The sequence below is a fragment of the Gordonia paraffinivorans genome (genome assembly GCF_900683595.1).
Taxonomy (GTDB): Bacteria; Actinomycetota; Actinomycetes; order Mycobacteriales; family Mycobacteriaceae; genus Gordonia; species Gordonia paraffinivorans.
Window position 1 is genome coordinate 887,604 of sequence record NZ_CAACYD010000007.1, and the last position, 21,071, is coordinate 908,674.

The window sequence follows — 21,071 nt, forward strand, 5'->3', positions numbered from 1 at the left end:
CGTGAGGGTCGTCGCGGGCTTCCCGGTGCTCTTCGCCGGGTTGCTGGCGAGCTGGTTGCTCGCCCGGCCCGACGGTCCCGATCCGGTCGCCCTGCCCGCGACCCTCGCACTCGGAGTCTCCGTGCTGGTTCTCGGTCTCGGGTTCCTGCCGACCGTCGACGCCGAGCCGTCGGTTCGACTCATCGGGGCGCTCGCCGGGGTGTGGGTGGTGGCGACGCTGTTGAGTGCGTGGGTGCGTACCGCCGACCGGGCCGGTGTCGACCTCCCCGACGTGACCGCCGGCGATTTCGCCGAGGTCCTCGGATCGGGGACGTCGGAGATCGTCGCATTGGTGGTGGGGTTGCTCATCGTGGTGTGGGCGGCGCTCGACCTCCTGACCGGGGTCGACATCCCGGTTCTGGTGGTCGGTGCGCTCGCCGGGATCGGGGTGCTCGCCACGGCGATCGCCGGTCACGCCGGCAACACTGCGATCGGTCCGGTCCTCGTGGGCGCCCACGCACTCGCGGCCGCCTGGTGGTGCGGGGTGCTCGCCGCGATGGCGCTCTCGGTGCGCGGCCGTTCCGGCTGGGCGCGCAGCCTGCCGACGTTCTCGCGGTACGCGATCTGGGCGGTCGGCGTGATCGCGGTGAGCGGGGTGGCGGCTGCGTTCACCCAGCTCGACGCCGTGTCCGCGCTGGTGACGACGGGCTATGGCCGCATCCTGATCGCCAAGGCGCTGGTGCTGGCCGTGCTGATCGCGGTGGCGATGTGGCATCGCCGGCGCTGGCTGCCCGCGGTCGAGAGACACCGCACCACCGAGGACTCGTCCATTCGCAACGCCGTCATCGAGATCGTCCTGATGGCAGTCGTGCTGGGCCTCGCCGCGGGATTGTCGGCGACGGCGCCGTAGCGCTTCGCTGCCCGTGCGAGCGCCCGGCGGCTACTACTTCGGCGTCTCGGACTGATCCCAGATCGCGAGCAACTCGTCGATGATGTCGGTCGCCATGTGCAGCGTGCTCAGGTGGCTCTCACCGGGCAGCGAGAACAGCTTGGCGTCCGGGAGGAGCGACACCATGTGCTCGCCGTGCTCGTACGGGATGATGTGGTCGTGGTCGCCGTGCCACCAGCGGACCGGCACCTGGACGTCGTGGACGCGGAAGCCCCAGTCGCGGGCGAACACGACGATGTCGGCGAACGGGGCCTCCATCGCGCGGCGGCCGCCGTGCAGCAGGTCGTTGAGGAACATGGCCCGGAACTCGGGGCGCGCCAACAGTTCCCGGTCGGCCTCGGGGGAGAAGCGGCCGTAGATGCCGATGGCCGGGTCGGCAATGGGCCGGGCGAATCGCAGCGCGACGCTGATGACTCGACCGATCTGGGGCCCCGCGCCATCAACCGCAGGTGCCACGAACGAGCCCAGCGTCATCGCGCCGCCGGGGATGCGGTCGGGGCCGACGGTGGGCGCGACGCCCCCGAGGATCCCCGCGGCGACCACACGGTCGGGCATCGCGTGTGCCACGCCGAGGGTGTATGGCCCGCCGCCGGACAATCCGATGACCGCGAAGTCCTCGATGCCGAGTGCCTCGAGGACTTCCTCGAGGTCGCCGGCGAAGGCGGCGACGTTCTCGTAGCGGTGTGGGGTCGACGAGCCGACTCCCGGACGGTCGAGCCCGATGAGGCGGACGTGCCGCTCGGCCGCGTAGCCGCGGGCCTCGACCGGGATCTGCCGGCGTGCTCCGGGCGTGCCGTGCAGCCAGACGATGGCTCGGCCGGTGGCCGAACCGTATTCGGCGAACCCGATACGACGATCACCGCCTGCAACGGCGATCGACCCCTCGATCTTCGGACGGGCGATGTCGATCATGTGATCAGCATCTCACGTAAATTTGATGGTGTGATACCCGAGTTCGTCAACACCGCCGCCCGCACGGTGCAGCACGTCTTCGACCCCTACCCGGCCAACGACATCCCGAAAGGGCACATGCTCGAGCTCCCGGGCCGAGGCCACGCGTATGTGACCGATTCGGGTCCTCAGGATGCGCCGGCCGTGTTCCTGCTGCACTCGGTGCTCACCACCGGACTGCTGTGCTGGTATCCGACGATCCCGGCCATCAACCATCGTTACCGGGTGATCACCATGGATGCGCGATGGCATGGTCGCGGCATCAGGTCGGACCGCTTCGATCTCCGCGATTGTGCCGACGACGTGGCCGCTGCCGCCGATGTGCTCGGCATCGACCGGTTCATCGCCGCCGGGTTCTCGATGGGTGGGGGCATCTCCCAGCTCGTGTGGCGCCGGCATCGGGATCGAGTCGCAGGGCTCGTGCTGTGCTCGACGGGTCCGTACTTCAGTACGCGCGACCCGAAGCATCGCCAGTCGTCCGAACGCACCGCCCGCATCCTTCGGCCGGTGTACCGCCTCGTCCCGCGCGTGTCGGAGAAGAGCTTGGAGAAGACGACGTCCCACACATCGGTCTGGGCGCTACGACAGTTCTTCTCCACGCCGCTGTCACACCTGGGCGACTTCGGCACCGGGTTGGGTGAGTTCGATTCCCGTGACTGGCTCCACGAGATCGACGTCCCGACCTCCGTCGTGGTCTCCATCTGCGACAAGGTCGTCGAGCCGGAGCGTCAGCAACTCCTGGTCGACGGGATTCCCGGCGCGCAACGGTTCGAGGTGGACGGAGGGCACGCGTGTTGCGTGCTCGGCGCAAAACACTTCATCCCGCCGTTCACCGAGGCGCTCGATGCGGTGAGTGCGCGTGCGGCTGCGTTGGGGGTTCCGCGCGCGAACTGAGCGTCGGCCTCACCGGTCCCGCTGGTACGCGCGGGTGGCCGGCTGAGGACTCGGCTTCGCGGGCTTTTCTCGCGTCGCAGGCGGGTGTCGCCCGCACCGCTGTCCATTCGTTCCCGCGCAGCAACTTTCGATTGTCGTCGGTGCGGCACTCTTCCACCTTCGTCTCGTCCGACGGGCGACCCGCACCGCACAACCGGGTGCGTTCGCCGGTTGCGCTCCCGCCCAACAGAAATGCGACGCGGACGTTCGCGGGACGATGGGCGGGAACGCAACCGATGGGGCCTCGCGCTCTGGCTTTCCACTGTTGAGTTCTCAAAGGTCGTGTGCGGTCCGGCGTGGACCGCGGCGTTCGAGGTCTGACTTCTGGGCCTTCGCCGCGCCACGACGGTGTTACTCGACCATGGGCGGTGGGTTGGGGTCAGGCGGTTGGCGTCGAGTGTCTTGGTGCGCCGTTTGTGGGCGTTGTTGTGGGTCGTCGGCGGTGGGGTGAGCCGGGGTGGCGGTCGTGGCCGAGGGAGATGGTCGATCCGTGGTGGTGTGGAGGGTGTCGAGGCGGGTGGCGTTGTGTGCGAATCGCTTGGGGGCTGTGGGTGGGCAGCCGAGGGTGTCGAGCGTTTGGAGGTCTTGTGCCGGCCTGTTGGAGGAGGGGTGAGTATGGCTGTGTGGGTGAAGATCTGGCGTCCTGCGATGTCGTGGACCTCGATCCAGGCGGTGAGGGTGACTTGACCGGTGGGGTCGTCGGCCGGTGGCCGCTTCTGGATCAGGAGGTCGAGGATCTCCTCGAGAAGATTGGTCATGACTGCTGCTTTCACGCTGGCGGGACGAGGGGGTCGCGGCGTTCAAGGGAGCGGCGTCGTCGGCTGCACAGTCATCGACAATTCGGTGACACCCGTTGTACACGAGGGGTCTGACAAGAACTTCGGCCGACGATTGCCGGCAGGGAGGCCGAAGCGTCGTGTGTGCGGAGTCGTCGTCGGTGGGCCGAACAGATGTGGCATCGGCTGACTTTGGTTGTACCCGCAGCGTCTGACAAGCACAGCGTGCCTCGTTTGTAGGTCGGCGGGAGTTGGTCGGGACGTCGGAGCGTCACACCCTGGTCCTCGTTTTCCCCTGGCTGAGAACGTTTGTGCCACAAGGAGAATTCGTGGTTGCGGAGTAGCTGGATTGGTCTTGCGGTCGCACCGCTCCGGTCGGGCGATCTTCGTGATCGGTCGGATGGCATGTCGGCGAATCGGCCGACCCTCTGGGAACCGGTCATCGCCCTCGATCGAGGCGGCCGCCGACCGGCGCATGTGAACCTTCCTGCTCGCCGGCGTCGACACGGTGGGTGGAGGTTGGGGACGGGGGCATCTCCGGCAGGTCGCAACCGCGTCGCCGAGCACCGGCGTCAACAGATGCAGGCCAGCCTCGACGGTGCCGAGGCCATCCGCCGTGACCGGCAAGGTCGTGAACGTCGTCACGGTCGAGGCTCGCTCGGTCGCCGACATACGCCTGGCGGCTGATCGGTCCTGCCCGGATCGAGTTCGTGCTTCTCGGGTCGGTACTCGCTCGGCGAGGCAGGGTCGTATGTGTTGCGCACCGCGTCGTCGGTCGTGCGAGGGCGTTGGTCAAGCCGTCGGCATGGCCACGGGAGTCCGAAACAGCGCCGACAACCAAGCGCGATGGAAGCACTTCAGGCGACCCATCTCTTCGACGGATCGCCTGATCGGAGCGGTGCCCCCACCAGGGCTCGAACCTGGGACCTGCGGATTAAAAGTCCGTAGCTCTACCAACTGAGCTATAGGGGCGTACCCCGAACCGGTCGGGGTGCCGACGAGTTTACAGCGTCCCGAGGAGCTGCGAGCGGGGGCCCGCGGGTGTGTCGGCCCGGCGCGTTGGCGCCCTCGGAGCGGTCACTTCCGACGCTCGGAGCGGGCCCCGAGAGGCGCCGGCGAACGTGCTCCGACGGGACGGTGAATGCTGCCCACGCGCGCCTTGGCGGCGCTCGCCGGCTGCCTCGCGGAAACCACCGGTTTGTTGCTCTGACCAGCCGATTTGTGTTGTGCGCAAGACCTGTCATAAGCTATGCGAGCTCCCAGCGGAGAAGCGAGACCGGCCCCCTTCGTCTAGCGGCCTAGGACGCCGCCCTTTCAAGGCGGTAGCGCGGGTTCGAATCCCGTAGGGGGTACGCCTGGACGGCACTCAGTGATGAGGGTCGGTCGGACACAACTAAATCAAGGCCCTGTGGCGCAGTTGGTTAGCGCGCCGCCCTGTCACGGCGGAGGTCGCGGGTTCGAGCCCCGTCAGGGTCGCAAAGGTTTCGGTATCAGCACCGGCACCGTCTGGCCAGGTAGCTCAGTTGGTACGAGCGTCCGCCTGAAAAGCGGAAGGTCGCCGGTTCGATCCCGGCCCTGGCCACCAGATACAGCCAGAAAAACAGCCCCGGTTTCCGGGGCTGTTTTCATTTGTCCGCCATCTCCTGCGGCGGACGACGACCTCCTCGATGTCGGCAGGCGACCGGCTCCGCGGACACAGCAGGGGAGAACACGACTTGGCGGCCACCCGCGGCCCGATGGGCCGGGACAACCTCCGTTACGCAGCCCTCGACTAGCTGTACTGACCCGGAACGTTAGGTACAGAGTTCGGCGAGTCGACGTGACATAGGGAAGACCTCCGAGTGAGGTGTGGAGCTGTCTAAGAACCGCTCCTCAACCCGGAGGTCTTCATGTCCCACCGTAATTCACCGCTGTCCCCGACTGGCCGGTTGCGTCTGGCTCGGTGTGTTGTGGACGACCGGTGGCCACTGCGCCGCGCAGCTGACCGGTTCAACGTCTCAGTCACCACGGCCAAGCGATGGGCGGATCGCTACCGCGACCACGGGCCGGCCGGAATGGTCGACCGGTCCAGCCGGCCCCGATCGTGTCCGCATCGCACCAGCCGGCGCCGGGAACGCCGGGTCGTCGGGTTACGCGTCTCCCGCCGCTGGGGGCCAGCCCGGATCGGATACCACCTGGGGTTGAACGTCTCCACGGTGCACCGCATCCTCACCCGCTACGGCTGCCTACGACTGTCGTGGATCGACCCGGCAACCGGGGCGCCGGTACGTGCCCGCAGACGCGAGGTCCGCCGGTACGAACACCAAGCGCCCGGAGACTTGATCCACGTCGACATCAAAAAGCTCGGCAGAATCCCCGACGGCGGTGGACATCGCGTACACGGCCGCGCCCAGGGCACCCGCAACTCCAGTGCCCACCGCGAGCCTGGACGAACCCGCAAAGTTGCTGGCCGCCCCAACCTGGGGTACGCGTATCTGCATCACGCCGTCGACGACCACTCCCGCTACGCCTACTCCGAGATCCTCGCTGATGAGAAGAAGGAAACCGCGACCGCGTTCATGACTCGGGCGTTGGCGCACTTCGCCTCGATCGGTGTCACCACCGCGCGAGTGATGACCGACAACGGGTCGTGTTACCGGTCCCGCATATTTCGGGACTTGTTGCACGACAACAAGATCAAGCACAAGCGGACCAGACCGTACCGGCCGCAAACCAACGGCAAGGTCGAACGATTCAACCGGACCCTGCAGGAGGAATGGGCCTACGCCCGTCCCTACCTCAGTGAAACCGAACGCGTCGCGGCCTTCCCCGAGTTCCTTCGCATCTACAATCACGAACGCGGCCACACCGCACTCCGAGGCAACTCACCCGCCGACCGCGTACCCAACCTGTCGGGTCAGTACAACTAGCCGCTCGTGACGGAGCTGCTGCACGCAGACACAGACCCTGACGTGCGCGACCATCGCCGACCGGACTCCGCTGCACTTCGCCGCACAGGACGACACCGTCGCTGTGGCCAGGCTGCTGGCCGAGTACGGTGCCGACGTCAACGCCCGCAACGACCACGACAACACCCCGCTGAGGGAGCCGATCAGGAGGGCCGGTCGCGGCAGGCGTACCACCGATGATCAGGGTGCCGAAAGACGCCCGGTGCGGACCCCGAGTCTGCGCAACGAACACGGCGAGAACATCCTCGAAGTGCCCGCCGTGAACGCCGGGACCGCCGCCTGCTCGTGGAACTGTGTGCCCACGTCATGCCTGGTGAACACGGGTGACAGGGCGGTTCCGCAATCCGCGGCCGGCCGGCGTCGTGAGCCCGACGCACACCGGTTGCGAAAGACCGGACGACCAGTGAGAATCAACTGAATACAATTCTGGATGTAATCAGACTGAGGGACCGGGCGGTGGCTTCGTGGGACAGGTGGTGATGGGCATACCGTCCGTGCGGACGCGCATGCCGGACGTTTCCGGCCGGCCCCGGTCGACGGTCTCGTCGATCGGTTCGGCCGCGTCGCGCGCGACCTGAGGGTCTCGATCACCGAGAAGTGCTCGTTGCGATGCACCTACTGCATGCCGGCAGAGGGGCTGCCCGCGATCCCGCGTGAGCGGTTGTTGTCCGCGGACGAACTCGTCCGCCTGGTTGGCATCGCGGTGCATCGCCTCGGTGTATGTGAGGTGCGCTTCACCGGCGGGGAACCGTTGATGCGTCGCGACCTCGAGGACATCATCGAGGGTTGTACCCGCGTCGCTCCCCATGTGCCGCTTGCCATCACGAGCAATGCGGTCGGTCTCGAGCACCGCGCGCAGGGCCTCGCGCGGGCCGGGCTGACCCGAATCAACATCTCCCTCGACACCGTCGATCGCGCGCACTTCGCCGCGCTCACGCGGCGTGACCGCCTCGACTCGGTCCTCGCGGGCATCCGTGCCGCCAAGCGGCACATCGGGCGGGTGAAGGTCAACGCGGTCCTCATGCGCGAGAACCTCGACGGTGCCGCGGACCTGCTCCGGTGGTGCCTCGACGAGGGTGTCGAACTGCGGTTCATCGAGGAGATGCCCCCCCCGACGCCGACCAGGCGTGGACCCGCGAGCAGATGGTTCCGGCACAGGAACTACTGGATGTACTGGGTACGCGGTTCGCGCTCACCGAAGCCGGGCGTGAGGACCCGTCGGCTCCCGCCGAGCGATGGTTCGTCGACGGCGGACCGGCGACGGTGGGCATCATCGCGTCGGTGACCCGCTCGTTCTGCGGTGACTGCGACCGGACCCGCCTCACCGCTGAGGGAACCGTGCGTTCGTGCCTGTTCAGCGACGACGAGACGGACCTGCGCGAGGCGCTGCGCTCGGGCGCCGGCGACGACGAGATCGCCGACCTGTGGCGTGCGGCGATGTGGAACAAGTGGGCGGGGCACGGAGTCGCGGCAGCGGATTTCGTTCCCCCGCAACGGAGTATGGGAGCCATCGGTGGTTGAGGGCACGAAAGCGGTCGAGGTGCACTACTTCGCGGCGGCGGAGGCCGCCACCGGCATCAGGTCGGAGGTCGTACACGTGACCGCGCGGGCGGACGACGAGTAGCCGATGCCGCGACGCACCCGGTCGGTCGAGGTGGTGTTCTTGCCCTCGGCCAGTGCGACCGCGCGCTCCAGGGACTCCGGGTAGTCGCTGAACCCGCGGTGGTGGCGGCCGTCGTCGACCGGGTGGATTCCGCCGATGTCGGCGAGATGCGCGAGGCGCTGGCGGCCATGCGTGCCAGCGACCAGAGCTCACGCGAGTTCCAGTTGGCGCACTGGGACTTCCACCGGGTGATCCTGCGGCGGTGCCCGACGGGGTTCCAGACGATGATCGAATCCCAGCTCACGCAGATCGATCGGCACCAGCGACTCTACTTCTCGCGTGCGGTCGCGGTCTCGGACATGACGGCCACCGACGCCAAGTTCCTCGACGCCGTGGAGGCGGGCGACGCCGACGCCGCCCGCGACATCCTCACCTTCCACCTGCTCGACATCGCGCTGGGCGTCATCGCGACCCAGGACCCGGGCCACCGTTTCTGCACGCTGCCGATCGCGGTCCGAGGACAGGCGATCGGGCTGGAGGGGCTGGACGAACTGGGGGAGGGGCAGCGTGCGCAGATCTCCTGGTGCGGGTCCCCGGCAGACGTCGTCCGAGAACTCCAGACCACGCACCTGCAGGTCGTCTGAGGGTGTGGGCAACGCAAGTCCATGCTGGCCCGAAAAGGGTCGGTCCGTAATGAAAGTTTCTGTTAGGCAGGCACAATGACGAACAATTTCCGCATCGGGATGATCGTTCCGAGCTCCAACACCACGATGGAGACCGAGATCCCGGCCATGCTCCGCGCCCGCGAGGAGATCCGGCCCGAGCGCTTCACCTTCCACTCCTCGCGTATGCGCATGCAGAAGGTGACGCCCGAAGAACTGACCGCGATGGACAACGACTCCCTGCGCTGCGCGGCGGAGCTGGCCGACGCGCGCGTCGACGTGATGGACTACGCCTGCCTGGTCGCGATCATGTCGCAGGGCCTGCGCTACCACGCCACCTCCGAGCCGAAGCTCGCACAGGTCGCCAAAGAGGAGAGCGGCGAGGACATCCCGGTGTTGTCCTCGGCCGGTGCGCTCACCGAGGCCCTGGCGCACCTGGGGGTCAAGAAGATCGCCGTCGTCACCCCGTACATGAAGCCGCTCACCGAGACGGTGTGCAACTACATCGAGCACGAGGGATTCAGCGTCGTCGACTCGCTGAGCCTGGAGGTCCCGGACAACCTCGAGGTCGGTCGACTGGACCCGCAGAACCTGCTCGAGCACGTCAAGAAGGTGGATACCTCCGACGCGGACGCGCTGGTGCTCAGCGCCTGCGTGCAGATGCCGTCGCTGCCGGTGCTCGACACCGTGCAGCAGCAGTTCGACATCCCGGTGGTCACCGCCTCCGCCGCCACCACCTGGCGGATCCTCAACCGGCTCGGTCTCGATCCGGTCGTCCCGCGTGCCGGTGCGTTGCTCGCACCCTGACACGTGTGAACCGCGGTCCCCGGTCGAACCGGGGACCGCGGCGCATCTCGGGCTGGGTTCTACTTCGGTGCGTAGGTGAGGATGAGGTTCGACGTGGTCCGTGCCGGCAGGACGTCGTCGTGCTGGCGCCAGTAGATGCGTGCCGGGCGCGGGATGTGGCCCGTCTCATCGTGTTCGATGACGATGTCGCGGCCGCGGAGCGTGACCAGCAACGAGTCGAATTCGTGGTCGGGGTCGGCGTCGAGCACCAGGCCGAGCGCGGCGTCGATGAGGTGGAACTCCAGGATCCGACGGGCCGAGTCCGGCCGTCCCTCGACGATCGCGTCGATCAGATCCTGGTCCAGATCGATGAAGTCCTCCGGGGTCCGCTGGTGGGAGAGGTACACGCTCTGATGCCGGTGGATCATGGTGTACAGGTTGTGCGTGAGGTCGGCGAAGGACTTCGGGTACCGGGCGCGGATCACGTCGTGGAAGGCCTTGTGTGCCTTCTGGAAGTTCTTGCGGTGGCCGCGGTACTTGCGCATGTCGGCCAGCGCGGTCTGCATCTGCTCGATCTCGGTGTCGGTGAGCTGTTCGGTCAGCGTGGCGACGATCGGCGGCTCGATCAGGATGCGGAGGGCATAGTTCTGCTCGGTGTCGGAGTTGCTGATCGGTGCGACGTGCACACCGCGGTTGGCGGTGGCGACCAGGAGTCCGTCGGCCTCGAGGCGCTTGAACGCCTCGCGGAGCGGGGTCCGGCTGACCTTGAACTCGGCGGCGAGCTGCTCCTGCGACATGCGCTGTCCGGGGAAGTACTCCCCGGACACGATGCGCTCCCGAAGTGCCGTGCAGAGCTCATCGACGGTGGTTCCGGACCGCGTCTTGGCACTCGTGGCCACAGAGCCTCCTCCCTATGCTCCAGCACAGGTTGTATCCAACATTGTCCCCAAAGTAACAAAAAGTCGGCATGACGGACGGGTGAGAATCGAGCCGTCTCTTCCTGGCCTCCGAACAGGGGGCCTTCACGACCGGCGCGGTCATCGACATCAACGGAGGCGCGGTCAGTGCCTGAGAGGAGTCATCGAATGGCAACACTGGACGGAAAGGTCGCACTCGTCACCGGCGGCGCCGGTGGGATCGGGCGCGCGGTCGTCGAAGGATACGTCGAGGCGGGTGCGAAGGTCGCGGTGCTCGATCGCGACGAGGAGCGCCTGCGCGAGGTCGCGGAGACCTTCGGTGACGACGTCGTCACCACCCTCGGTTCCGTGGAGAACCTCGCCGACAACCAGCGCGCCGTGGCCGACACCGTCGAGGCCTTCGGCAAGCTCGACGTGTTCGTCGGCAACGCCGGTGTCGGGGCGGGCAATCTCTCGCTCGCCGAGGTCCCGCTCGACAAGCTCGAGGCGGCGATCGACGAGATCTACGCGATCAACGTGAAGGGATACCTGCTCGGTGCCCGCGCGGCGCTGCCCGCGCTTCTGCGCACCGGCGGCAACATGATCTTCTCCTGCTCGATCGCGAGCTACCGCGCGGTCGACGACGGCACCCTCTACGTGTCCACCAAGCACGCCAACCTGGGCATCGTGCGCGGCCTGGCCTTCGAGTTCGCTCCGAAGGTCCGGGTCAACGGCGTCGCCATCGGCGTGGCGCGGACCAAGATGGAGGGCCTGGCGGCCCTGGGCCAGAAACCGCTCGACGCGGTGCTGCCCGGCGCCGAGGAGGTCATCCCGCTCGGTTTCATCCCGGAACCGCGCGACTACGCCGAGGGCTTCGTGTACCTGGCCTCCGACGCGGCACGGGTGGTGACCGGTGAATGCCTCTGGGCCGACAGCGGTTTCGGTATTCGCGGCATCTGCAGCCCGGCCGGCGGGCGGGACCTCGACCCCGATCTCCTCGAGGCCTGAGACAGGCGACAGACACCCGGCACCGCACCACGACAGCCCCGGTCGATCCGGCTGGCGTGGTGCGGTGTTCGTCGTTTCCGGTCCGAGAACCGAGATCCCGCAGACGGATTGTCGGCGCGGTCGGCCCCTCGCCCCGCCATACTCTTCCCATGAGAGCTCGCACGACCTCGGTGATCATCCGCAGCGCCCACGGCACGGCGGCGGTCGAGTGGTTCCTCATCCTCGCGATCGCCACCATCCTGGTCACCCGCGCCTACCTGGCCGCCACGGGCTATCCGCAGGTCGGCGGCGGCACCCTCCACATCGCCCACGCGCTGTGGGGCGGTGCGCTGATGATGCTGGCGCTGATCACCGGCTGGCTCTTCCTGGGCGCCGGTGCGCGCGTGACCGCAGTCATCATGGGCGGTATCGGTTTCGGGCTCTTCCTCGACGAGGTCGGCAAGTTCGTCACCCGCGACAACGACTACTTCTACGGCCCGTCCGCAGAGATCATGTACGTGCTCGTGGTGCTGATCCTGCTCATCAGCCGTATCGTCCGCGATTTCCGTCGCCCCACGGCCGCAGAGTCTCTCGCCAACGCTGCCTCGATCGCTGCGGAGGGCGTCGCGCACGGACTGCCCGAGCGTCGTCGACGCCTGGCCGAGGAGTACCTGGCCGCCGCCGGCGAGCAAGGTCTCGACGCGGACACCATCGGCCACATACGGGCGGTCCTCGAATCCAGCCGCGACACCCCCGACCGGCTCATCGCGCTGCGTGCCCGGGCGGTCGCGCTGATCCCCGACTTCTTCCGCAGCCCCCGGTGGGTGTCGATCGTGGGGTGGAGCCTGGTCGTGTTCTCGGCGGTCACCGTCGTCGTCGGTTCGCTGAGCTTCGTCTTCACCGAGGACAGGTTCGACGACATCGACATTTACATCGAACTCGCCGACAACGCCGTCGCCACGTGGATTCTCTTCCTCAGCGGCGTCGCCACGCTTGCGGTGTCGGCCCCCGCGATGCTGGCCCGCAGTCGCGGTCTCGCCGGGGTGTGGCCGCTGCGGGCCCTCCGGATCGCCGCACTGGTCTTCCTGCTCAGCAATGCACTCGTCGACTTCGCGCTCGAGGGATTCGGTGGGCTCGTCAATCTGGGCATCGGCCTGTTTGCGCTCAGCGTCGTGAGTTACCACCTCGGGCGGGCGGTTTCGGCGTCGGGGGAGGGGGCAGAGCCGGTGGCCGACCAGGTCCGGGTGTGACGGTTTCTCAGCGATCGTCGCCTGATTCCCCGCGGGCCCTGCGGAACATGAGCACCCGTACCCGGAACGCCACGAGATAGCCCATGTAGGCCTCCACGAGGTCGTCGTCGGTGAGTCGGCGCTCGAGGTCACACAGCGTCGCGGGACCGTCGATGGCGGAGTTCATGGCTGCGACGACCGCGGCGTTGGCCTCGGTCGAGATCGTCACACCGGTGTCGGTGAACTCCCGCACGTCGAAATCCGGTTCCAACGGGGTCCGCACCCAGTCGTCGGGCCAGTTGCGCACGAGGATCCCCTGGCCGGCGCCGGCCATCTCCAGCAGCACCGAGGCGGTGCGCCCGGTGCGAAGGATCGCGGCGATCTCTTCGACCGGCACCAGATCCACCGTCGCGAAGGTCAGCTCGGGTTGCAGGTGCACCCGCTCCAGGAACTCGCGGATCCGCCGCTTCTGTGCGGTGACGTTGATGATCCCGACCGTGTCGGTCTCCACGTAGGATGTGTTGCCCCGTGGATCGAAGAAGTCGATGATCCTTTTCGCGGGTTGCTGCTCGTCACACATCGAAATGTCCCCCGAACTGTGGTCGAGCGCTGACGGCCGGCGAACGCCGGCGTCACCCGCGCATGCCGGTGCGGAGCTCGCCGACACGGTAGAGGCGAATCGGGATGTCGCCGGGAGACACTGCGCTGCAGTTGTTCTCACGCCCGTATGCGAACCCGACGGTGGTGGCGAGCGCCCGCTCGACGAGGCCGACAGGGTCGAGAAAATCGCGTCTCGTCGCGGATTCCTCCCCCTTGTCGGGTCCCGTGTCCTCGAACGCCAGTGGAGCGCCGAGGTCTTCGAGGATCCCGTCCGCACCACACGCGCTGACGGCTCGTTGCAGGGTGCCCGTGGCGTCCCATGCCGCAAACGCGCCGAAGGCTGCTCTGCTGCTCATGGTGAACAGTCGCGTCGTGCGGCCTCGTGCCGCGACGAGGAACGTCTGGTCGAGTTCCGACGGGCGGTCCAGCGCCACCTCTTCCGAGGCCAGCACTGCGACCTCGTCGGGTGTCCCGGCAGCGAACACCGCCGCGCCGACCATCCACGGGTCGGGACACGCGTGCCCGCCCAGGTCGGACTCCTCGACGAACCGGGCGCCGGTGAACAGGCTGTCCACCATCTGGTCGGTGGCCGCGACATCGATCTGAGGCTCGGCGCCGAACACCATGGGGGCGCCCCCGTGGTCGTAGGTCAGCAGCGAGTATGTGGTCCCCACTGCCGGTTACCGGGCCTGCCGCGACCGCAACGGCCGTCGGCGCCCGGATCGTCCGAACCCCCGATCGGCGAATGTCCCCCGTGACTCCCCACCCTATGCAAATTGCCTTCCGTGAACCCCCGAATTACGAAAACGAATACTACGGGTAGGTGGGTTGGCTTGGCCAGCATCGCGCGTGGGCGGATGTCCGCCGGGTCCCGTGATGCGTCACGGGCGTGGTCAACTGGAGGGGTGACTCACCTGGATCGGATCGTGGCGGCCGAGCGGATCGAGCGATTCGAACGCCGGCCCGTCGAGGTCGCGGGCGCCGCGGCGGCGGCGGTCGCGCTGGTGATCGCCGAGAAGGGCGGAAAGCAGGGCATCTGGTTGTGCAAACGACCGCCCACCATGCGGCGCCACGCCGCGCAGTTCGCTCTCCCCGGCGGTCGACTCGACCCGGGGGAGGATCATGTCGCCGCGGGGCTGCGCGAGCTCGACGAGGAGCTCGGCGTTCGGCTCGGTCCGGACTCGGTGCTGGGCGCCCTCGACGACTATCCGACCCGCTCGGGGTTCGTCATCACCCCCATCGTCTGCTGGGCGGAAGAATTCCAGGAGCCGACGCCCAATCCCGCCGAGGTCGCGCAGTTGTTCTTCGTCACCTTCGAGGAATTGGCCGTCGCCCCGCGATTCCTGACCATTCCGCAATCGGACCGCCCGGTGATCCAGTTGCCGATCGTCGGGTCTCTCGTGCATGCGCCGACCGCCGCGGTCATCTATCAGTTCGCCGAGGTCGTGTTGCGCGACAGGCCGACGCGAGTCGACGAGTTCGAACAGCCGGTGTTCGCCTGGAAATAGGAGGCATGTGGCCGGGACGGCGTACGTGTATCGGCTCGACGCCGGTTCAGGCTTCTTCTGGTGGCCTATCGGTCAGCAGATACCCCCCAGGAAGCAGTTCGGCGCGGTCACCGTGACCGGTAGCGGGTCGCTGGTGTACTGCCGCTTGAACGACTGCCCGTAGCTCGAGATCGGCACCGGGGGCCTGGTGCCCCACACCGTCCAACCCCGGCCGAGGTACTCGTCATCGAGGCTCTCGTAACCTGTGCACACCCAGTAGATGTTGTATCGACCGCGGTCGAGCACGAGGTTTCTCGTTGTCCTGCCGACTCCGGCCTCGAAGGAGTCGTCGGGGTTCTGGTCGAACGTCGGGTCTCCTTGCCGTGGCTGCCGAGGGACCGGCAGTGCCTCGATGGTGCACAGTTTCGGATTCGGTGTGGTGTTGGCGAAGGTGACCGTCACGTTATGGCCCCGAACCTGGGGTGGATATGCCAGCACGCTGTCCCGTCCGGCCGATGCGGGTGATTCCACCGCGACGATCGTCGCCGCTGTCGCCAGTAGGCCCACGATCATCGCGAGCGCGCTCCGGAAACGGATTCGCATGGCCATTACCTCCTATATGGAATTCTCCGGTCCATTGTTTCCAGTGTGTGCGGCAGAGAATGGCATGTGGCTGCTTTGTCGATATGTGGATCGACCGGAGGGCGGTCTGGGGAACAGTGAGGCGGGAGGATTCGTCGCATGCCGACGGCCATCGTCGTGTGACCGGGATCACAGAGGCGGGGGCGGCATCGGGAATACAATCGGACCGCGGTCCGTTTAATCTGTCGATGGGTCGCGAAGACCCATGCGAACCGTGACCGGCCCGACTCGTCTGGAAGGACGCAACATGACCTCCGCCACCACTGTCAAGGCACCTATTCCCGCAGGTACCTGGACCATCGACCCCGTCCACTCGACCATCGGGTTCTCCGTCAAGCACCTCATGGTCAGCAAGGTCCGCGGCACCTTCGACACGTTCTCGGGAACCATCACCGTCGACGAGAACGGTGTCCCGTCGGTGCGCGCCGAGATCGACGTGAACTCGATCAACACCCGCAACGACCAGCGCGATGCGCACATCCGCTCCGCCGACTTCTTCGACGCCGAGAAGTTCCCGACCGCGACCTTCGTGTCGACCGCGGTCCGCGAGAACGGCGACGACTACGTGCTCGAGGGCGACTTCACCCTCAAGGGGGTCACCAAGAAGGTCGACCTCGACCTCGAGTTCAACGGCACCAACCCGGGCATGGGCCAGGGCCAGGTCGCCGGCTTCGAGGCCAAGACCGTCATCAACCGCAAGGACTTCGGCATCGACATCGACATGCCGCTCGAAGGCGGCGGAGTCGTCGTCGGCGACAAGATCACCATCACCCTCGAGATCGAGGCCGCTCTGCAGGCCTGATCCAGCACGCACTCCGGCTCGGCCCCTCCCCCCCATCGGCCGGGCCGGTATCCCGCCGGCACCCGCGCATCCCCCGCGCGGGTGCCGGTTCGTGTTGTCCGGTCCCGTCCCGGGCGGGCCGTCAGGCCGCGTGGAGCGGGCTGTTCGGCGAGGCGTCCACGGGGCGTGGGCGCCCGGGCGCACTCGCAGTCGTTGTCGTCCTGCCTGATGGTGTGGCGCCCGCCGGCGCCGGGTACGAGCATGCCGACGGGCCCGGTGGTAGGTCCGTGGTCGCAACCCGGCGGGAACATTCGATGTGTCCCCGGTAACAGGGGCTTCGGTACGCTTTTCTATATCGCCACAGGCAGGAGACACCGATGAAGCGCAGGCGCCACAGTTCTCGTGGCGTGCCGTGGACGCGGTTGCGACGCCGCACCTCCGGGCTGCTGTGGGGACTCCCGACGGTGCCCAGCCCGCGCGGATGGGCACGTGTCGGTCCGGAGATGCGCGCGCGGATCGCCCGGCACTCCGTCTTCACCGCGGTGTCGGCTGTCGTGCTCAGCTATGCGCTGATCGGTCTCGAGACGTTCCTGCTGGTGCAATTGTCCTTCAACGGCGGACAGCTCACCTTCGCCGAGACTCTCGGCGCCCCCAACTTCCCGGCGGTCGTCGGTGCGATCGTCACCGGCATCGTCGTCAACGTCGTGTTCGGACTCCTGGTCTTCCGCCCGCAGCTGGAGTGGTTCGTCAGTTGCCGGCCCGCCGATCACGCACGCCGACGGGCGGTGCAGCGCGTTCCCGGCATGCAACTGCTCGTCTCGGTCGCGGCATGGGTCTCGGCCGCCCTGTTCTATGTCGCGGTCGCCGACGACCTCACCCTTGCCACGGTCGCCGGTGTCGCGGTCGCGTTCACCCTTGCCGGCGCGTCGAGCGCGTGCCTGACCTACCTGTTCGTCGAACGGGCGTCCCGGCCCCTGTCGATCGTGGTCCTCGAGGACTTCCCGGCCACCCACGTGATGCACGGTGTCCGCATCCGGTTGATGGTGGTGTGGGTGGTCTGTTCGGCGATCCCGATGATCGGTCTCTTGACCGTCAACGCCGGACGGTTCACCGGACTGCTGCCCGACGTCGCCGGTGCCGTGGACTGGACCACGGTGGTGCTCACCCTCGTCGCGCTCGCCGCCGGCGCCCGCGTCATCGCGCTCGTGGGTCAGGCCCTCGCCGACCCTCTCACCGAGATGCACCTCGCCGTCCACCGCGTAGAGCACGGCGACTACAACGCACGCGTCCCGGTCTACGACTCGTCAGAACTCGGTGTGCTGCAGCACGGATTCAACGAGATGGTGAAGGGCCTCGCCGAGCGCGAGCGGATGCGCGAGATCTTCGCCCGTCACGTCGGAGACACCGTCGCCGATCTCGCCATCTCCGATGGGATCGGCATGCACGGCACCAACACCCGGGTCGGGGTGCTGTTCGTCGACATCGTCGGCTCGACCAAGCTCTCCCAGGACCGCAGCCCCGACGACGTCGCCGAACTGCTCAACGCCTTCTTCAGCATCGTGTTCGACGTCGTCGACCACAACCAGGGCTTCGTCAACAAGTTCGAGGGTGATGCGGCACTCGCCATCTTCGGCGCGCCCGTCGAGATCGAGGACCCCGCCGGCCACGCCCTCGCCGCCGCCCGCGAGCTCGCCGACCGCCTCGCCAACAGCCTCGACATCCGCTGGGGGATCGGCGTCTCCTACGGGGAGGTGTTCGCCGGCAACATCGGCCACGAACGCCGCTACGAGTACACCGTCATCGGGGACCCGGTCAACGAGTGTTCGAGGCTGTCGGACATGGCCAAGACGGGCCGCGTTCCGGCGCTCGCCGGCGGGGCCGCGATCGAGGTGGCCGGTACCGAGGCGCAGGAATGGGAACTGCTCGGCAGCCGCATCATGCGCGGGCGGTCGGTGCCGACCGAGTTCTACGCCCCTCGGGAACTCGTGAACCGACTCGGATCGTCGACGAACGTGATCGCCGAACTGTTACGCCCGGCGCGCAAGATCGTCGGGGCCAACCTGAAAACGGGGCTGTTCGGCGGGTGAGCGCCGGGTCGTGGCCGTGCGTTCGCAACCGGTGGCGAACCGTTGACGCCGCACTCGGCCGTCAATAGCGTGGGGGCGCAGGGCCGCGGCGCAGGTGCCCGGCCGCACGACCAGCACAGGGGGCTCGGACATGAGTGGTTGGACCTCGGCGAACATTCCCGACCAGACCGGACGCACCTTCGTGGTGACCGGCGCCAACAGCGGCCTCGGTGCCGAAGCGGCCACCGCGCTCGTCGGGGCCGGGGCAGAGGTCATCCTGGCCTGTCGGAACACCGTCAAGGCGGATGCCGTCGCCCAGCGGCTCGGACCCAAGGCGACGGTGGCGAAACTCGACCTCGCCGACCTCGCATCGGTGCGCAGCTTCGCCGAATCCGTTACCGGGGCAGACGTTCTCATCAACAATGCCGGCCTGATGGCGGTACCGCTGCAACGTACCGCCGACGGTTTCGAGATGCAGATCGGCACCAATCATCTCGGCCACTTCGCACTCACCGCACTGCTGCTGCCGAAGATCTCCGACCGGGTGGTGACCGTGTCGTCGGGGCTCCACCAGCTCGGCAATCTGCAACTCGACGACCTGAACTGGGAGAAGCGTCGCTACAACCGTTGGCGTGCCTACGGCGACTCGAAGCTCGCGAATCTCATGTTCGGGCTGGAGCTGGCGCATCGGTTGCGGGACGCCGGATCGTCGAAGCAGTCGTTCGTCGCGCATCCCGGCTATGCCGCGACGGAACTCCAGGGGCGCACCGAGACGGTCATGGACTTCCTCATGAAGCTGACCAACAAGACGCCGATGGTGCAGTCGGCCGCTGCAGGCGCCTGGCCGGAACTGTATGCCGCGACGATGCCCGGTCTCGAGTCCGGAACCTACTACGGACCAACGCAATTCTTCGGGCTGCACGGTGCACCGGGGCGGAACCGATACAAGAAGATCGCCGACGACGCGTCAGTGCGCGCACGGCTCTGGGAGGAGTCGGAGAAGCTGACGGGCGTGACATTCGACGTGGCATCGGCTGGCTGAGGCCACCAACGCAGAGTGCGGGCCGAGCGTCGGAAAGCGACACTCGGCCCGCACCTTTCGGATCGGCCGGGAAAGCCGGCTATCGCACCGAGAACGCGATGCTGTTCGACGCCCCGGAGATGGTGTCGGTGACGCGGATCGTGAAATCGCCGGCGCCCTTGAAGAAGTACGACTTCACCGCGGTGCAGTCGCGGGTCTTGAAGAGCGCTGCCTCCTTGGGCACCTTCGGGCCGGACAGGCGGACCTCCATGCGGCACTCGTCGCCGTCGACGATCGGGCCGGCCTCGATGATCGAGTTCCAGCGCACGCCCAGGCGTGAGTTCCGCGGGAAGGTGCCCGGCGAGAGCTCGCGGGCGTTCTTCGGGTTGTAGACCCAGACGTTGATCGAGCGGACGCCGTTCGGTGCGTCCTTGCGGCCGAGCTTGCCGTAATGGGTGACCTTGTCGCCCGACGACCCCAGCGCAGCGCTGCCGGAATCCAGGCTTCCGCTCGCGCTGCCGAACATGTCGCCGACGGGATCGGCGGTCGCCGGAGCGATCGGGATCAGGATGGCGGCTGCGGCCAACAGGCCGGCGACACCGGTGCGCTTCATCGAAGTGGGTTCCCCTCGTACGGTTTATAACGAAATGATTAAAGCAAAGTAGCGCGCCGTCGGCTGTGGGCTGTTTCACACCTTGCTGCGGTGGTGCAGGGGCGACCAGCGGGAGTGTCGGCGGAATGCGAACGTCTGCGAGGCGTCCCGGGCCGTACCGACTCCTGATCGGTTGTCACGCGGCGTCGCGGCGTCGCCGGATCACCATCGTGAGCTGGATGATCGCGGCCACGACCGCGGCGATCACCGGGATGTAGACCAGCACGTCGGAGCTGCCGCTCGCGATCTCCCGGACGGGAAAGATCATGAGCGGGAGAACCAGGCACCAGGTTCCGACGCCTGGGGTGCCGGCATCGGCGTGGTCGGTGGAGTGGTCTGCGTCGCTCATCGTTGCACGGGGTCGGCCTTGGCGGTTTCGGCGTATGGATCGACACCGATACTAGTGAAGGTGCGAACCCGGTCCTTCCGGGCCGTGATATCGAAAATGTGTTCGATATGGGTGTATTGTGACCGGCATGTCCATCGGCATCCAGGGCTCGTTGTTCGCCGAGGCCGACATCGAACCGACCCTCGGCGACCTCGCGGCGACGACGCGCCGGCCGCTTGCCGACGGCGCATGGGTGGACCTGTGTCCCGGCTGGATCGGTGGCCCGGACGAGCTGTTCGAGCGACTCCGGCGCGACGTGCCGTGGCGGGCGGAACGCAGGCAGATGTACGACCGGGTGGTCGACGTCCCTCGGCTGGTGTCGATCTATCAGGCCGACGACCCGTTCCCGGACCCGCTGATCACCGAGATGCGGTCTGCACTGTCACAGCACTATCGCGAGGAGCTGCCGGAGGGTTTCGCGACAGCGGGGATCAGCCTGTATCGCGACGGCAACGACTCGGTGGCCTGGCACGGCGACCGTATCGGCCGGTCGGCGACCCACGACACGATGGTTGCGATCATCTCCCTCGGCGCCCCGCGGCCGCTCTTGCTCCGGCCCCGTGGTGGCGGGAGGTCGTTGAGGTTCACGTTGTCGTCGGGCGACCTGCTCGTGATGGGCGGCAGTTGCCAGCGGACGTGGGAGCACGCCGTGCCGAAGGTGCGCGGAGCCGGGGCGCGGATCAGCATCCAGCTGCGGCCGCCGGGTGTGTGGTGACGGCCGGCGTCAGGATGTCG

General features: G+C 67.4%; 19 protein-coding genes, 4 tRNA genes and 2 pseudogenes. 17 read left to right on the top strand and 8 right to left on the bottom strand.

Annotated elements, in window-relative coordinates; genetic code table 11:
* The first annotated feature begins 1 nt into the window (after window position 1).
* On the top strand, window positions 2-889 hold the full coding sequence (locus tag E1P53_RS17055; RefSeq protein ID WP_006900795.1) for a CopD family protein: 888 nt from the start codon (window positions 2-4) through the stop codon (window positions 887-889).
* A gap of 33 nt (window positions 890-922) precedes the next feature.
* Here E1P53_RS17055 and E1P53_RS17060 read toward each other — a convergent pair whose 3' ends face one another.
* Window positions 923-1,840 carry an alpha/beta fold hydrolase gene (locus E1P53_RS17060; protein ID WP_131734989.1) on the bottom strand — a complete coding sequence of 306 codons (918 nt, stop codon included), beginning with the start codon at window positions 1,838-1,840 and terminating at the stop codon, window positions 923-925.
* Between the two features lie 30 nt (window positions 1,841-1,870).
* Between E1P53_RS17060 and E1P53_RS17065 the strand changes: the two genes are divergently transcribed.
* On the top strand, window positions 1,871-2,773 hold the full coding sequence (locus E1P53_RS17065; RefSeq protein ID WP_006900797.1) for an alpha/beta fold hydrolase: 903 nt from the start codon (window positions 1,871-1,873) through the stop codon (window positions 2,771-2,773).
* A 1,714-nt stretch (window positions 2,774-4,487) separates the two neighbouring features.
* On the opposite strand, the gene E1P53_RS17070 is transcribed toward E1P53_RS17065, so the two are convergent.
* Window positions 4,488-4,560 (bottom strand) — tRNA-Lys (locus E1P53_RS17070).
* A 307-nt stretch (window positions 4,561-4,867) separates the two neighbouring features.
* On the opposite strand from E1P53_RS17070, the gene E1P53_RS17075 reads away from it, so the two are divergent.
* From E1P53_RS17075 to E1P53_RS17115, 8 genes and pseudogenes are all read left to right on the top strand, one after another.
* Window positions 4,868-4,940: transfer RNA gene (locus E1P53_RS17075), tRNA-Glu, on the top strand.
* A gap of 50 nt (window positions 4,941-4,990) precedes the next feature.
* Window positions 4,991-5,064 (top strand) — tRNA-Asp (locus E1P53_RS17080).
* A 32-nt stretch (window positions 5,065-5,096) separates the two neighbouring features.
* Window positions 5,097-5,173 (top strand) — tRNA-Phe (locus E1P53_RS17085).
* 304 nt (window positions 5,174-5,477) lie between these two features.
* Window positions 5,478-6,497 carry an IS481 family transposase gene (locus E1P53_RS17090; RefSeq protein ID WP_131734990.1) on the top strand — a complete coding sequence of 340 codons (1,020 nt, stop codon included), beginning with the start codon at window positions 5,478-5,480 and terminating at the stop codon, window positions 6,495-6,497.
* A gap of 70 nt (window positions 6,498-6,567) precedes the next feature.
* The gene (locus E1P53_RS21065) at window positions 6,568-6,954 is read left to right on the top strand and encodes a hypothetical protein (RefSeq protein WP_368077942.1); all 387 of its coding nucleotides are present in this window, start codon (window positions 6,568-6,570) and stop codon (window positions 6,952-6,954) included.
* 46 nt (window positions 6,955-7,000) lie between these two features.
* Window positions 7,001-8,057 (top strand): annotated as a pseudogene (gene moaA / locus E1P53_RS17100) (GTP 3',8-cyclase MoaA).
* A gap of 192 nt (window positions 8,058-8,249) precedes the next feature.
* Window positions 8,250-8,783: pseudogene (locus E1P53_RS17110) on the top strand (FCD domain-containing protein); the annotation flags it as partial.
* Window positions 8,784-8,858: 75 nt separating this feature from the next.
* A complete protein-coding gene (locus E1P53_RS17115; RefSeq protein WP_006900801.1) occupies window positions 8,859-9,608 on the top strand; it encodes a maleate cis-trans isomerase family protein in 750 nt (249 codons plus the stop codon).
* Window positions 9,609-9,667: 59 nt separating this feature from the next.
* Here the strand turns inward: E1P53_RS17115 and E1P53_RS17120 are convergent, their stop codons facing one another.
* Window positions 9,668-10,486 (bottom strand): GntR family transcriptional regulator, encoded by an 819-nt coding sequence (locus E1P53_RS17120; RefSeq protein WP_006900802.1) that lies wholly within the window; start codon window positions 10,484-10,486, stop codon window positions 9,668-9,670.
* Between the two features lie 186 nt (window positions 10,487-10,672).
* Here E1P53_RS17120 and E1P53_RS17125 point away from each other — a divergent pair, with 186 nt between their 5' ends.
* A complete protein-coding gene (locus E1P53_RS17125) occupies window positions 10,673-11,491 on the top strand; it encodes an SDR family oxidoreductase (RefSeq protein WP_131734991.1) in 819 nt (272 codons plus the stop codon).
* 170 nt (window positions 11,492-11,661) lie between these two features.
* Entirely contained in the window at window positions 11,662-12,720 is a 1,059-nt protein-coding gene (locus E1P53_RS17130; protein ID WP_006900804.1) for a hypothetical protein, read from the top strand.
* A gap of 7 nt (window positions 12,721-12,727) precedes the next feature.
* Here E1P53_RS17130 and E1P53_RS17135 read toward each other — a convergent pair whose 3' ends face one another.
* Both E1P53_RS17135 and E1P53_RS17140 read right to left on the bottom strand, forming a co-directional pair.
* Window positions 12,728-13,279 (bottom strand): hypothetical protein, encoded by a 552-nt coding sequence (locus tag E1P53_RS17135; protein ID WP_131734992.1) that lies wholly within the window; start codon window positions 13,277-13,279, stop codon window positions 12,728-12,730.
* A gap of 52 nt (window positions 13,280-13,331) precedes the next feature.
* Window positions 13,332-13,973, bottom strand: coding sequence for a DUF6928 family protein (locus E1P53_RS17140; RefSeq protein ID WP_006900806.1), 642 nt, complete (start codon window positions 13,971-13,973; stop codon window positions 13,332-13,334).
* Between the two features lie 231 nt (window positions 13,974-14,204).
* Between E1P53_RS17140 and E1P53_RS17145 the strand changes: the two genes are divergently transcribed.
* Window positions 14,205-14,807 (top strand): NUDIX hydrolase, encoded by a 603-nt coding sequence (locus E1P53_RS17145; RefSeq protein WP_006900807.1) that lies wholly within the window; start codon window positions 14,205-14,207, stop codon window positions 14,805-14,807.
* Window positions 14,808-14,879: 72 nt separating this feature from the next.
* On the opposite strand, the gene E1P53_RS17150 is transcribed toward E1P53_RS17145, so the two are convergent.
* On the bottom strand, window positions 14,880-15,248 hold the full coding sequence (locus tag E1P53_RS17150; RefSeq protein ID WP_244941217.1) for a hypothetical protein: 369 nt from the start codon (window positions 15,246-15,248) through the stop codon (window positions 14,880-14,882).
* A 427-nt stretch (window positions 15,249-15,675) separates the two neighbouring features.
* Between E1P53_RS17150 and E1P53_RS17155 the strand changes: the two genes are divergently transcribed.
* From E1P53_RS17155 to E1P53_RS17165, 3 genes are all read left to right on the top strand, one after another.
* Window positions 15,676-16,230 carry a YceI family protein gene (locus tag E1P53_RS17155; RefSeq protein ID WP_006900809.1) on the top strand — a complete coding sequence of 185 codons (555 nt, stop codon included), beginning with the start codon at window positions 15,676-15,678 and terminating at the stop codon, window positions 16,228-16,230.
* 356 nt (window positions 16,231-16,586) lie between these two features.
* Entirely contained in the window at window positions 16,587-18,296 is a 1,710-nt protein-coding gene (locus tag E1P53_RS17160; RefSeq protein WP_006902027.1) for an adenylate/guanylate cyclase domain-containing protein, read from the top strand.
* A 130-nt stretch (window positions 18,297-18,426) separates the two neighbouring features.
* Window positions 18,427-19,317 carry an oxidoreductase gene (locus E1P53_RS17165; RefSeq protein ID WP_006902026.1) on the top strand — a complete coding sequence of 297 codons (891 nt, stop codon included), beginning with the start codon at window positions 18,427-18,429 and terminating at the stop codon, window positions 19,315-19,317.
* Between the two features lie 79 nt (window positions 19,318-19,396).
* Here E1P53_RS17165 and E1P53_RS17170 read toward each other — a convergent pair whose 3' ends face one another.
* Together E1P53_RS17170 and E1P53_RS17175 are read right to left on the bottom strand one after the other, a co-directional pair.
* The gene (locus E1P53_RS17170) at window positions 19,397-19,909 is read right to left on the bottom strand and encodes a hypothetical protein (protein WP_006902025.1); all 513 of its coding nucleotides are present in this window, start codon (window positions 19,907-19,909) and stop codon (window positions 19,397-19,399) included.
* A 175-nt stretch (window positions 19,910-20,084) separates the two neighbouring features.
* On the bottom strand, window positions 20,085-20,297 hold the full coding sequence (locus E1P53_RS17175; protein ID WP_131734993.1) for a hypothetical protein: 213 nt from the start codon (window positions 20,295-20,297) through the stop codon (window positions 20,085-20,087).
* A gap of 127 nt (window positions 20,298-20,424) precedes the next feature.
* Here E1P53_RS17175 and E1P53_RS17180 point away from each other — a divergent pair, with 127 nt between their 5' ends.
* A complete protein-coding gene (locus tag E1P53_RS17180; RefSeq protein ID WP_109238405.1) occupies window positions 20,425-21,051 on the top strand; it encodes an alpha-ketoglutarate-dependent dioxygenase AlkB in 627 nt (208 codons plus the stop codon).
* Window positions 21,052-21,071 lie beyond the last annotated feature (20 nt).